Below are 12,102 nucleotides of genomic sequence, written 5' to 3' on the forward strand. Positions count from 1 at the left end.
ACGCCTCCAATGCATGACTTCGTTGTCCGCCCCTGCAAACCGCAGGACCGTCTGATGGAAAAGTAAACTGGATCACGCCGTTGTCGTCAAGTCTTTAACACAACGGCCCGATAACGAAATGCTTAGTTACGCCGGATTCCGGCGTGTTGGAAGACCAAAGCCGTGGCTCCGAGGGCCTCCGCCCGGTCGCCCAGGGACGACATCGTGAGCGTGGTCGTCTCGCCGATGACCGGGACTGCGTGGCGGATCAGGCCGCGCCGGATCGGATCCAAGAGGAGTTCGCCGAGTCCCGCCAGCGGGCCGCCGACCACAATGACTTCGGGGTTGATCAGGTTCGCCACGTTGCCCAGGGCGCGCCCGACGGCAAGGCCGGCGTCGTCCACCACGCGCAGTGTCGCGGAGTCCCGCTCCACGGCCTTCCGGACGATGTCCCCGGGTGTCAGGGGACGGTCCTCGCCGCGGCTCAGGAGTTCGATCATGGTAGTGGTGGAGGCGATGGTTTCCAGGCAGCCACGGTTCCCGCAGCGGCAGATCAGCCCGTGCTCATGGATTGTGGCGTGGCCGATTTCGCCGGTGATGCCGACGTTGCCGTAGTACGGCACGCCGTTAAGGATCAGTCCCGCGCCGATGCCGGAGCCGATCTTGAGGAACATCAAGTTGGCGATGCCGCTGTGCGGCCCCCAGGTGACCTCCGAGAGGGCACCCAGGTTGGCGTCATTGTCCACGAATACGGGCAGGTCAAGCGCCTCTTCCAGGCGCTGGAGGATGTTGATGCCCACCCACTCGGGAAGGATGGCGCCCTGCGCCACCGTGCCGGTGCGGCGGTCGATGGGGCCGGGAATGCCGACGCCGGCCCCCACGAGGGCGCTGCGCTCCACCGCGCTGTCCGCCAGCAGGCGGTCCAGCACGCCGACGGCGGCCTGGATCCCCTCCTCGGCGTGGTGGCCCAGCGGCAGCAGTACCGACTCCTCGGCGATCACGTGGTAGCTCAGCGACGCCAGCACCACGCGCAGGTGCCTGCGGCCGAAGTCGATTCCGACGGCGACGGCACCGTTGCTGTTGAGCCGGACGTTCAGGGCGCGCCGGCCGGAACTGGTGATCGGCTCGGTGGAAGCCAGTCCGGCGTCCTGCATGATCTTGACGATGTTGGAAACCGTGGCCGTGGAGAGGCCGGTTTGGCGGGCCAGTTCCGCCTGCGTGGAGGGGCCCGCGAGAAGGCATTCGATGATCCGCTGCTGGTTCAGATGCCGGAGGGCGGACTGCGATCCCGGGTTCTTGGTTCGGCTCCTCGTTGAGCGCGTTGGTGAGGGCATGCAATGAAGCGTGACGCATCGGCGGCTTGTAGTCAAGAAGTTAACGCATCGACCGCGGCCGCGCCGTTTTCCGGGGACGCGACGGCCCGGCAGTTCTCCGGTCATCCGCGGGCGGGACGTTCTGCCTCATCCAGCGGGCCGGCGGGCGGAAATGCACCAACTCCGGGCTCCCGGGCCGTGGCTACTCTGGAACCAGAGAGTCCGCGGCGAGCCCTGCGGATACCCGGAGAGTCGTGAGGTGGTAATGGTGCTGCTGGCCCTGATGCAGGCGAAGGCTGCCGTGCTGGATGTGCGGGCCAACTGCGCCGCGGTCGAGGAGGCGGCACGCGAGGCGTCCGCCGCGGGGGCGCAGCTGCTGCTGACCCCGGAGCTTTTCCCCGTCGGCTACGCCCCGCGCCGGCTGCGGGCAGCCTTCGATCCCGGCACGCTGCCTGCGCTCCGGGAGACCCTCGCCGGCATCGCCCGGCGCCACAGCATCGGGCTGGTCTATAGCCTCCCGGCCCTGACGCCGGCCGGGGACTGGCATATCTCCGCCACCCTCGTGGACGCGTCCGGCCGCGAACTGCTCAGTTATGACAAGGTGCATCTGTTCGGCCCGGAGGAACGCGCAGCGTTTGCGCCTGCCTCGGCGGCACCCGGCGTGGTGGAGTTCCACGGTCTCAAGACGGCCCTGGTCATTTGCTACGACATCGAGTTTCCCGAATCCGCCCGCGCCGCCGCCGTGCGCGGCGCCGAACTGCTGCTGGTCCCGACTGCACTCGCCGGCGGGTTCGAGGCTGTGCCCCAGGTGCTGGTCCGGGCCAGGGCGCTGGAGAACCAGCTGACGGTGGCGTACGCCAACCACACCGGCGGGGCGGAGGGCTACGATTTCCGCGGCGGCAGCATCGTTGCGGGCTCGGACGGCACGGTCCTGGCCGCGGCCGGCACCGGGGCGGAACTACTCTTTGCCGAGCTGGCCCCTACCGTCGACGCGGCCGCGGCGGGAGCCGACGGGACCGATAGGCCGGCCGACGGGGACAACGCCGTGGCCTACCTGCGCGACCGCCGGCCTGACCTCTACCGTTCCTGGGGGATCTGACCGGCGGGAGCCGCGAACTCCGGTCCAGCGCCGGCCATGGCGGCGCCGGGCAAGCCCGCCGCGGCACCGGACAACCCGGCTGTGGGCAAGCCGGCCGTGGGCAGGACGGGGGCGCCCTGATCGTCCAGGTCGATGTACTGCAGCGCGATCCAGAGCTCCGCACGGGCCTGGGCCTGGTTGAGGTCCAGGCCCAGCAACTCAGCGATGACGCCGATCTGCCGGCGGACGCTGTTGCGATGCAGCCCGGTGGACTTCGCCGTGGCATCCCAGCTGCCGTTCTCGCCAAGCCATGCCCGCAGGACACCCAGCAGGGTATCGCGCCGCTCCGGCTCGAGCGCGAGCAGGGGGGCCAGCAGGCGGTCCGCCAGCATGGTGCCGGCCTCGGAGCCCAACAGGCCCGCCACGGACCAGGTGACGTCCTCGGCCCGGACGCTCCGGCGGCTGGTCAGCACCCGGCTGCGCAATGAGGAGGCGAGCCGGTAGGCATCCGCCAGGGACGCGAACTCGGTGTCACTGCCGATCACCAGGCGCCAGCCGAGACGCTCCACCTCGGCGAGCAGGGCGTCGTCGACCTTCAGCCGGGTAATGGCGGCAAAGCCGTAGTCGGTGTGTTCCACCAGTTTGGTGTCGAACAGCCTGCGCCATTCGAGCAGCTCCCGCACCGGCCCCTCGCCCGTGTGGCGCTGCCCGGAGGCGGCCCGGTCGGTGCCCGCGGCGGCGTCCGCCCGGATTCCCTGGATAACCCGCAGCTGACCCGACCGGGTGGAGGAAATGCTTTGCGCCAGCAGGTCCTTCAGCCCGTTGACCTGCCGCGCCGGTCCTGTTGCCACGCTTTCCGGGTGCAGCAGCAGCGCCGTGGCAAGCTGGCTGGGTGCCAAGGACCCGCTGGTGCGCTGGCGGACCAGGAGTTCCAGCAGCCCGACGGCGGTGGAGACCACGCTGTTCTGGGCCGGGGTCAGCGGGGCGTCCGTGCCAAGGACGAGCGCGCCGAGGTTGGCGTCCCGGGTGCTGCGCAGCGGATACCCAAAGACCAGCGACGAGCCCGCGGCGTCGAACGAATCCATCTCCACCCGCGGGCCGCTGCCGGCGAGGAGCCGGGCCAGCAGCGGCTGCAAAACGGCGGGATCGACTCCCGGCGCGGCGCCGGCGGAGCCTGCGGCGTGCGGGCCCCGGGAGGTGCCCGGGCCGCGTGCCCGCACCCGCCCGTCGGCGCCGACCAGCACGGCCCAGACCGGGACGCGCTGCACCAGGGCCGCGAGGAGCTCGTGCTCGGGCCGGGAAGACAGGACCGCCCGCATGAGCTGGCGGTTGGTGTCGGCCAGTTGGCGGAAGGTCTTGGCGTTGTCCGACTCAAGCAGCCGGGAGAACTCGAGTCCGAGTGCGGCGAACGGGATGTTCCCCGGGATGGCCACCAGGGTCAGGTTGTGTTGCCGGCAGGCCCGGACCACGGCCGCCGGAACGGACTCGAAGTAGGGTTCCAGGCCAAAGCCGAGGGCGCCGACGCGGGCCTCGACCAGGCGCCGCACATAGGCGTCAACCGGCTCCTCCCCGCCGCCGTCGCCTGCGAACGGCAGACCGGCCGTGAGCAGGAATTCGCCGTCGAGCAGGTAGGGGGTCGGGTCGTCCAGCTCGCTCGGCTCCACCCAGCGCAGGCGCTCGTCCCCGTTGCCGCCGTCGTGCAGGACGGAGAGGGCCGGCAGCTGGCGCAGGAACTGTGCCAGGGTGACGAAACCAAGCCGCTCGGAGTCCTCCGCGGTCACGGCCGAGGTCCCGTCCCGGCCGGTCCCGCCGCCCGTCCCACAACCGGACCACCCGGTGCATAAAGTCTCATGACTGAAGACTACAGGTCTTTTTGCACAACGGTGAGAGGTGGCTCACAAGCCTAGGGTGGACCAGGGGAAACCGACCACTACTGAAGATAAGGACGTCAACGATGACTGTGCCAACTCTGATCGGGGAACGCCCGCCGGCCGCCGCCGTCCGTCCCGGGCTCGCCGCCCAGCTCCTGCGCCGCAAGCCGATCGGGCAGCTGGTCAGCGAGGCGGAAACCGGACACGGCGGCACGCGGCTGGTCCGCAGCTTCGGCGTGCTGCAGCTGACCATGATCAGCGTCGGCGCCACACTGGGCACCGGCATCCTGGTCATCCTGGGCGAATCGGTGCCGCTCGCCGGCCCGGCAATCTGGATCTCCTTCGCCATCGCCGGACTTGCTGCCCTGCTCTCCGCCGTGTCCTATGCCGAGATGGCCGGCCTGGTGCCTGCCGCGGGTTCCAGCTATTCCTACACCTACGCCACCATGGGCGAGGGCATGGCCTGGATCTGCGGCTGGTGCCTGGTGCTTGAATACGCTGTCTCCGTGGCCGCCGTCGCGGTCGGTGCGGGCCAGTACGTCAACGAGGCCCTGGCGGTCTTCGGCCTGGCGCTTCCGGACGCCATCTCGCAGCCGCCGGGCGCCGGCGGCGTGCTGAATGTGCCCGCGATCGTCATTGTGGTCCTGGCCATGGTGCTGCTGGTCCGTGGTGCCAAAGAGAGCGCCTGGATCAACACGGCGATCGTCCTGGTCAAGGTCTCCATCCTGCTGTTCTTCTGCGCCGTGGCCTTCACCGCCTTCAACGGCGGACATTTTGAACCCCTCATGCCGATGGGCGCCGCCGGCGTCTCGGCCGCGGCCTCCCGGGTGTTCTTCTCCTACATCGGCTTCGATGCCGCCTCCACGGCCGGCGAGGAGGCCCGCAACCCCAAGCGCGACCTCCCGCGGGCCATCCTGCTCTCCATGCTGATCGTCACCAGCATCTATGTGCTCGTCGCCGTCGCCGCCATCGGCGCCCGCCCTTGGGGCTGGTTCGACGGCACCGAAGCGGCCCTGGTGAAGATCCTCGAGGAAATCACCGGCCAGCCCTGGGTCGGTGTGGTGTTCGCCGTCGGCGCCGTGCTCGCCATCGCCAGCATCGTGCTGACCGTTCTTTACGGGCAGACCCGGATCCTGCTCTCCATGTCCCGCGACGGCCTGGTTCCCAGGGTCTTCGGCCGGGTCTCGGCCCGGACCGGCACGCCGGTGGCCGGAACCGTGATCGTGGGCACCGTCGTCGCGCTCACTGCCGGCCTGGTGCCGCTCGGCGCCCTCGCGGACGCCACCAGCATCGGCACCCTGTTCGCCTTCGCCCTGGTCAACGTGGCCGTCATCTACCTGCGGCGCACCCGGCCGGAACTCACGCGCAGCTTCCGCGTCCCGCTGTTTCCGCTGACACCGGTGCTCGGCGCCCTCATGTGCGCCTACCTCATGGCCAACCTCGGCGCCGAGACCTGGGCGGTCTTCGCCGTCTGGATGCTCGTGGGACTGGCCGCCTACTTCGGCTACGGCCGCAACAACTCCAGGGTGGCCGCGCTGACTCACGAGGAATACCGTGAACTATCAACCCGCCAACCCGCCAACGCGACCACACCTGAGAAACTGAAGGCTGAGATCTCATGACCACCGCCACCGAACTGCCGGCCCCCGAACCGGCTTCCACCCCGGCCTCCGCTCCGGCCGAGGCGCCCATCACCATGCTGAACCCGGATTTTCCGTTCAGCTACGACCACTACCTGGCCCACCCGGACGGCCTCGGGGCGGTGCCGCCGGAACTGTACGGGACCGAGGTCGCCGTCGTCGGTGCCGGCCTGTCCGGGCTGGTGACCGCCTATGAACTCATGAAGCTGGGCCTGCGGCCGGTGGTCTACGAGGCCGACCGGATCGGCGGCCGGCTGAGGACCGCAAGGTTCCCGTCCGCGCCGGACGTCGTGGCGGACCTCGGCGGCATGCGCTTCCCGGTCTCCGGCAAGGCGTTCTACCACTATGTGGACCTGCTGGGGCTCCAGACGCAAGAGTTCCCCAACCCGCTGGCGCAGGCCACCTCCAGCACGGTGATCGAACTCGCGGGCCAGAAGTACTACGCCGAGACCACGGCGGACCTGCCCCCGTTCTTCCTGGAGGTGGCCGACGCCTGGAAGGCCGCTGTGAACGACGGCGCCCGGTTCGCCGAGATGCAGTCGGCCATCCGGGACCGGGACACCGCCCGGATCAAGGAACTGTGGAACGCGCTGCTCCCGGAGCTGGACGAGCAGACGTTCTACGGCTTCATCGCCGGCAGCCGTTCCTTCAAGGAGGCCGGCTTCGCGCACCGCGAGGCGTTCGGCCAGGTGGGGTTCGGCACCGGCGGCTGGGACACCGACTTCCCCAACTCCATCCTCGAAATCCTTCGGGTCGTCTACACCGACGCCGATGACCAGCACCGGCTCATCGCCGGCGGCGCGCAGCGGCTCCCCGAGGCGCTGTGGGAGCACGCGCCGTCGGGCATGGCCCACTGGCCGGAGGGCACGTCCCTGGCATCGCTGCACGCGGGCGCCCCGCGGGGCGCCGTGGAGCGCATCGGACGCGACGGCAGCGGCGACTTCCGGATCCGCGAACGCTGGGGGCGCGAATCCGCGTATCCGGCGGTGGTGACCACGTGCCAGTCGTGGCTGCTGTCCACGCGGATCCACACCGACGAAGCCCTGTTTCCCGCCGAGCTGTGGACGGCGATCGAACGCTCGCATTACATGCAGTCCTCCAAGACCTTTGTCATGGTGGACCGGCCCTTCTGGAAGGACATCGACCCGGAGTCGGGCCGGGAGGTCCTGTCCATGACGCTGACCGACCGGCTGAACCGGGCTACCTACCTGCTGGACAACGGCCCGGATAAGCCCGCTGTGATCCTGCTGTCCTACACCTGGAACGACGACGCGCTGAAGTGGCTGTCGCTCGACGCGGACCAGCGGGCGGAGCTCATGCTGCACTCGCTGGAGCAGATCTATCCCGGCGTGGACATCGCCAGCCACATCGTGGGCCAGCCGATCACGGTCTCGTGGGAGGCCGACCCCAACTTCATGGGCGCCTTCAAGGCCAACCTGCCCGGGCACTACCGCTACCAGCAGCGGCTCTTCACCCACTTCAAGCAGGACGGGCTCCCGGCGGAACAGCGCGGGATCTTCCTCGCCGGCGACGACGTCTCGTTCACCGCCGGCTGGGCGGAAGGAGCCGTCACCACCGGCCTGAACGCGGTCTGGGGTGTGGTCAACCACCTCGGCGGCCGGACCCCGGCGGGGAACCCGGGCCCGGGCGAGCTGCTGGCCGAGCTGGGACCGATCGCGCTGGACTAAGCAGCCCTGCGGGTCAGGCCCGCTGGGTCAGGCACGGTGCAGATCCCGGTGCGCCCGCGCAAGCTCCTGGTAGTGCGCGGCGTTGTGCTGGACCCCCGCGAACTCCTCGTCGGTGAGCTCGCGCCTGACCTTGGCGGGCACGCCGGCGACGAGCGAGCGGGGCGGGATGACGGTGCCTTCCAGCACCACGGCGCCGGCCGCGATGAGCGAGCCGGCGCCGATCACGGCGCCGTTGAGGATGGTGGCGCTCATCCCGATCAGGCAATCGTCCTCCACGGTGCAGCCGTGCACCACGGCGCTGTGGCCGACGCTGACGCGCGCCCCGACGGTGCAGGGGAAGCCGGGGTCCGCGTGCAGCACCACGTTGTCCTGCAGGTTGCTGCCGGCGCCCACGCTGATGGCGGCGGTGTCGGCGCGCACTGACACGCCGTAGAAGGCGCTCGAGTTCTCGGCCAGGGTGGCGTTGCCGATCACCGATGCCGTGGGCGCGACGAAGACGGAGTCATGGACGGCCGGAGTCGTGCCGGCGAACGCGTAAAGGGGAGCCATGACTCCAGCCTAAGACACCTCCCGGCCGAACTGACTCGCAGCAGGGGCCGTTATGAGCGCCCAAAACGGCCCCTGCTGCGAGTTAGTTGGGTCAGGCGGGGGAGCGCAGGACAGTGAAGCCGTCACCCTCGCGCTCGTCGTCACCCTCGCCGTCGCCCTCACCTTCACCCTCGCCCGGGCGGTGCTGATGGGGGACGGGGAGCACGACGGCGATCGGCGCGCCCGGTTCCGCCACGCGGCCCAGTTCGCGAACGACGTCGTCCCACTGCTCGGGCGGCAGGCCGGACAACGCGTCCACCGCCCATACCGAGGAAAACGCTGCGTCGGCGAACGGCAGCGGCAACGGGCCTGCCACGGATGCCTCCAGTCCGTGCCCCCGGGCGACGTGGATGTTCTCCTCGGACGGGTCGACGCCGGTGAAATGGATGCCGGACTGCACAAAGTGCAGCCCGTCGGTGCCCGGTCCGCAGTCCAGTCCCAGCACGGCGTGCCGGCCCTCGGACTTCAACAGGGCTACGAACGACTCGAGCCGGTCCCTGCGAGTGGATTCCATAGCTCTAGTCAAGGACTGGTTTCAGTTAAAGACAACTGTCCGGTTGCCGTCGAGCAGCACGCGGTGCTCGGCATGCCACTGCACGGCCTGGGCGAGGGTGCGGCCCTCCACGTCGCGGCCCATCTGGACGAACTGCTCGGCGGTGCGCCGGTGGTCCACCCGGATGACTTCCTGTTCGATGATGGGACCCTCGTCCAGGGCGGCCGTGACATAGTGCGCCGTGGCGCCGATGAGCTTCACGCCGCGGGCATGCGCCTGGTGGTAAGGCTTGGCGCCCTTGAAGGAGGGCAGGAACGAGTGGTGGATGTTGATGGCCTTGCCCGTGAGCTCGGCGCACAGGTCATCGGAGATGATCTGCATGTAGCGGGCCAGGACGGTGAGCTCGATGTCATGTTCTTTCATCAGGGCGCGCAGGGCGTCCTCGGCGTGGAACTTCGTGTCCGGGGTGACCGGGATGTGATGGAACGGGATGCCGTAGAACTCGGCCAGGCCCTCAAGGTCACGGTGGTTGGACACGATGGCCGGAATATCGATCGGCAGGGTGCCGGAGCGCTGCAGGAACAGCAGGTCGTTCAGGCAGTGCGCCGACGTGCTGGCCATCAACAGGGTGCGGACCTTCCGTCCGGCCGGGTTGAGGCTCCACTGCATCTCGAAGGCCTGCGCCACGGGCTCAAGGGCTGCCAGCAGTTCCACCTGGGAGGCCGCCGTCGTCGCCTCCACCCGCATGAAGAAAGTCCCGGTTCCCTGGCTGCCGTACTGCTGGGAGTCCGTAATATTGCAGCCAGCCACCAGGAGTGCCCCGGCGACGGCGTGCACGATGCCGGGCCGGTCGGGACAGGACAGGGTCAGGATGTAGGAAGCAGTCAGGTTCGCGTCAGTCACGAAGAACAGCCTACCTGCGCTTCAAGGGCGGTTTTGAAAGCGTTTTGGTAGTGTTAACCCGTCGCAACTGGCGTTGGATGGCTAACCATCAGGGAGCGGCACTCATGAAGACCACGGATCGTACGCCTGGGCCGAGGGTCATGTCTTACCGGTTGGCAGCACCGCCGCTGCCACGCCGTTGCCGGCACCCGTCCAGGGTGCCAACCGCCGCTGTCGCGGCCCGCTGAGAAGGGGCCCGTAATCAAAGGGCGGTGCAACGGGCCAGCCGGTAGCCTGACCAATAGCCGTACCCGTTGCCTACCAGGAGTTCCTCGTGACTACTACTACCGCCACCTCAGCCGCCGTGAGCAACCAGCCGCTGGCCGAACTCGACCCGGAAATCGCCGCCGTCCTGGCCCAGGAGCTGGGCCGCCAGCGCGGCACCCTGGAAATGATCGCCTCCGAAAACTTCGCCCCGCGCGCCGTGATGGAAGCCCAGGGTTCCGTCCTGACCAACAAGTACGCCGAGGGCTACCCCGGACGCCGCTACTACGGCGGCTGTGAGTACGTCGACGTCGCGGAGCAGCTCGCGATCGACCGCGTCAAGGAACTCTTCGGCGCCGAATACGCCAACGTGCAGCCGCACTCCGGTGCGCAGGCCAACGCCGCCGCGCTCGCCGCCATGATCACGCCCGGCGACAAGATCCTGGGCCTGTCCCTGGCCCACGGCGGGCACCTCACCCACGGCATGAAGCTGAACTTCTCCGGCAAGTTGTACAACGTGGCCGCGTACCAGGTCGAGGAAGACAACTTCCGCATCGACATGGACAAGCTGCGCGAGCAGGCCATCGCCGAAAAGCCGCAGGTGATCATCGCCGGCTGGTCCGCCTACCCGCGGCACCTCGACTTCGCCGCGTTCCGCTCGATCGCCGACGAGGTCGGCGCCCTGCTCTGGACCGACATGGCACACTTTGCCGGCCTTGTCGCCGCCGGGCTGCACCCGAGCCCGGTGGAGCACTCCGACGTCGTCACCTCCACGGTGCACAAGACCCTGTCCGGCCCGCGCTCCGGCGTGATCCTGGCCAAGCAGGAATGGGCCAAGAAGCTCAACTCCGCCGTGTTCCCCGGCCAGCAGGGCGGCCCGCTCATGCACGTGATCGCCGCGAAGGCCGTGGCCTTCAAGATCGCCGGCACCGAGGAATTCAAGGAACGCCAGGAACGCGTTCTTGAAGGTGCCAAGATCATCGCCGACCGCCTCGGCCAGGCCGACGTCGCCGGCGCCGGCGTCTCCGTCCTGACCGGCGGCACCGACGTGCACCTGGTCTTGGTGGACCTGCGCAACTCCCAGCTCGACGGCCAGCAGGCCGAGGACCTCCTGCACTCCGTGGGCATCACCGTCAACCGCAACGCCGTGCCGTTCGACCCCCGCCCGCCGATGGTCACCTCCGGCCTGCGCATCGGCACCCCGGCCCTGGCCACCCGCGGCTTCGGCGCCGAGGAGTTCACCGAGGTTGCGGACATCATCGCCACGGCGCTGAAGTCCGGCGCTGCCACCGATATCGAGGCCCTGCAGGCCCGCGTCGACAAACTCGCCGCCGACTTCCCGCTGTACCCGCAGCACGAGCAGTGGTAGCCCATGACTTCCTCTAAGACGGCAAGTACAGCCCGGATCCTCGACGGCAAGGCCACTGCCGCCGCCATCAAGGCCGAGCTGACCGAACGCGTGGCCGCCCTCAAGGCCAAGGGCGTCACCCCCGGACTGGGCACCATCCTGGTGGGCTCCGACCCCGGCAGCACCTGGTATGTCGGCGGCAAGCACAAGGACTGCGCCGAGGTGGGCATCACGTCCATCCGCCGCGACTTGCCCGAGGACACCACGCAGGAAGAACTGCTGGCCGTGGTCCGGGAACTCAACGAGAACCCGGCGTGCACGGGCTACATTGTGCAGCTGCCGCTGCCCAAGCACATCGACCAGGACGTCATCCTGGAGGCCATGGATCCTGAGAAGGACGCCGACGGCCTGCACCCGATGAACCTGGGCCGGCTCGTGGCCAACGTCAGCGGGCCCATGACGTCCCCGCTGCCCTGCACGCCCAAGGGCTGCGTGGAGCTCCTGACCCGGCACGGCATCAGCCTGAACGGCAAGCGTGTCCTCGTGGTGGGCCGCGGCGTCACCATCGGCCGGCCGGTGGGGCTCCTGCTGACCCGCAAGGACGTCAATGCCACGGTCATCCTGGCCCACACCGGAACGGTCGACCTGCCGGCGGAACTCCGGCAGGCCGACGTCGTGATCGCCGCCGCCGGGCAGCCGCACATGATCAAGGCCGGCGACCTCAAGCCCGGTGCGATTGTGCTCGACGTCGGCGTCAGCCGGGTGGACGATGGTAACGGCAAGGCCGTGGTCACGGGCGACGTTGATCCTGCCGCGGCCGAGGTCGCTGCCTGGATCTCGCCGAATCCCGGGGGAGTGGGGCCGATGACCCGCGCCATGCTGCTCGCCAACGTGGTGGAAACCGCGGAGCGCCACGTGGCAGAGGGGCGCCACCCCGGACTCGCCTGAGCCGCCCCCG

At 69.2% G+C, this 12,102-nt stretch carries 10 protein-coding genes; 5 read left to right on the top strand and 5 right to left on the bottom strand.

Annotated features, from left to right (window positions below):
* Window positions 1-122: 122 nt before the first annotated feature.
* A complete protein-coding gene (locus tag AB4Y72_RS02490) occupies window positions 123-1,313 on the bottom strand; it encodes an ROK family transcriptional regulator (protein ID WP_441424597.1) in 1,191 nt (396 codons plus the stop codon).
* Between the two features lie 244 nt (window positions 1,314-1,557).
* On the opposite strand from AB4Y72_RS02490, the gene AB4Y72_RS02495 reads away from it, so the two are divergent.
* On the top strand, window positions 1,558-2,391 hold the full coding sequence (locus tag AB4Y72_RS02495; RefSeq protein WP_441424940.1) for a nitrilase-related carbon-nitrogen hydrolase: 834 nt from the start codon (window positions 1,558-1,560) through the stop codon (window positions 2,389-2,391).
* Here AB4Y72_RS02495 and AB4Y72_RS02500 read toward each other — a convergent pair.
* The gene (locus tag AB4Y72_RS02500; protein WP_441424598.1) at window positions 2,370-4,151 is read right to left on the bottom strand and encodes a PucR family transcriptional regulator; all 1,782 of its coding nucleotides are present in this window, start codon (window positions 4,149-4,151) and stop codon (window positions 2,370-2,372) included. The two genes, AB4Y72_RS02495 and AB4Y72_RS02500, sit on opposite strands and share 22 nt — an antisense overlap.
* A gap of 173 nt (window positions 4,152-4,324) precedes the next feature.
* Here AB4Y72_RS02500 and AB4Y72_RS02505 point away from each other — a divergent pair, with 173 nt between their 5' ends.
* On the top strand, window positions 4,325-5,863 hold the full coding sequence (locus tag AB4Y72_RS02505; protein WP_441424599.1) for an amino acid permease: 1,539 nt from the start codon (window positions 4,325-4,327) through the stop codon (window positions 5,861-5,863).
* A complete protein-coding gene (locus AB4Y72_RS02510) occupies window positions 5,860-7,569 on the top strand; it encodes a flavin monoamine oxidase family protein (RefSeq protein ID WP_441424600.1) in 1,710 nt (569 codons plus the stop codon). The genes AB4Y72_RS02505 and AB4Y72_RS02510 overlap by 4 nt, the downstream gene beginning before the upstream one ends.
* Before the next feature lie 27 nt (window positions 7,570-7,596).
* On the opposite strand, the gene AB4Y72_RS02515 is transcribed toward AB4Y72_RS02510, so the two are convergent.
* From AB4Y72_RS02515 to purU, 3 genes are all read right to left on the bottom strand, one after another.
* Window positions 7,597-8,118 (bottom strand): gamma carbonic anhydrase family protein, encoded by a 522-nt coding sequence (locus AB4Y72_RS02515; RefSeq protein WP_441424601.1) that lies wholly within the window; start codon window positions 8,116-8,118, stop codon window positions 7,597-7,599.
* A gap of 91 nt (window positions 8,119-8,209) precedes the next feature.
* Window positions 8,210-8,671 carry a class I SAM-dependent methyltransferase gene (locus AB4Y72_RS02520; RefSeq protein ID WP_441424602.1) on the bottom strand — a complete coding sequence of 154 codons (462 nt, stop codon included), beginning with the start codon at window positions 8,669-8,671 and terminating at the stop codon, window positions 8,210-8,212.
* A 21-nt stretch (window positions 8,672-8,692) separates the two neighbouring features.
* Entirely contained in the window at window positions 8,693-9,553 is an 861-nt protein-coding gene (gene purU / locus AB4Y72_RS02525; RefSeq protein WP_441424603.1) for a formyltetrahydrofolate deformylase, read from the bottom strand.
* 313 nt (window positions 9,554-9,866) lie between these two features.
* Here purU and glyA point away from each other — a divergent pair, with 313 nt between their 5' ends.
* Together glyA and AB4Y72_RS02535 are read left to right on the top strand one after the other, a co-directional pair.
* Window positions 9,867-11,165, top strand: a complete 1,299-nt coding sequence (gene glyA, locus AB4Y72_RS02530) for a serine hydroxymethyltransferase (RefSeq protein WP_441424604.1) — start codon at window positions 9,867-9,869, stop codon at window positions 11,163-11,165.
* A gap of 3 nt (window positions 11,166-11,168) precedes the next feature.
* Window positions 11,169-12,092: a bifunctional methylenetetrahydrofolate dehydrogenase/methenyltetrahydrofolate cyclohydrolase gene (locus tag AB4Y72_RS02535; protein ID WP_441424605.1), complete on the top strand. Its 924-nt coding sequence runs from the start codon at window positions 11,169-11,171 to the stop codon at window positions 12,090-12,092.
* Window positions 12,093-12,102 lie beyond the last annotated feature (10 nt).

The sequence above is a fragment of the Arthrobacter sp. YAF34 genome, assembly GCF_052113245.1.
Lineage (GTDB): Bacteria > Actinomycetota > Actinomycetes > Actinomycetales > Micrococcaceae > Arthrobacter.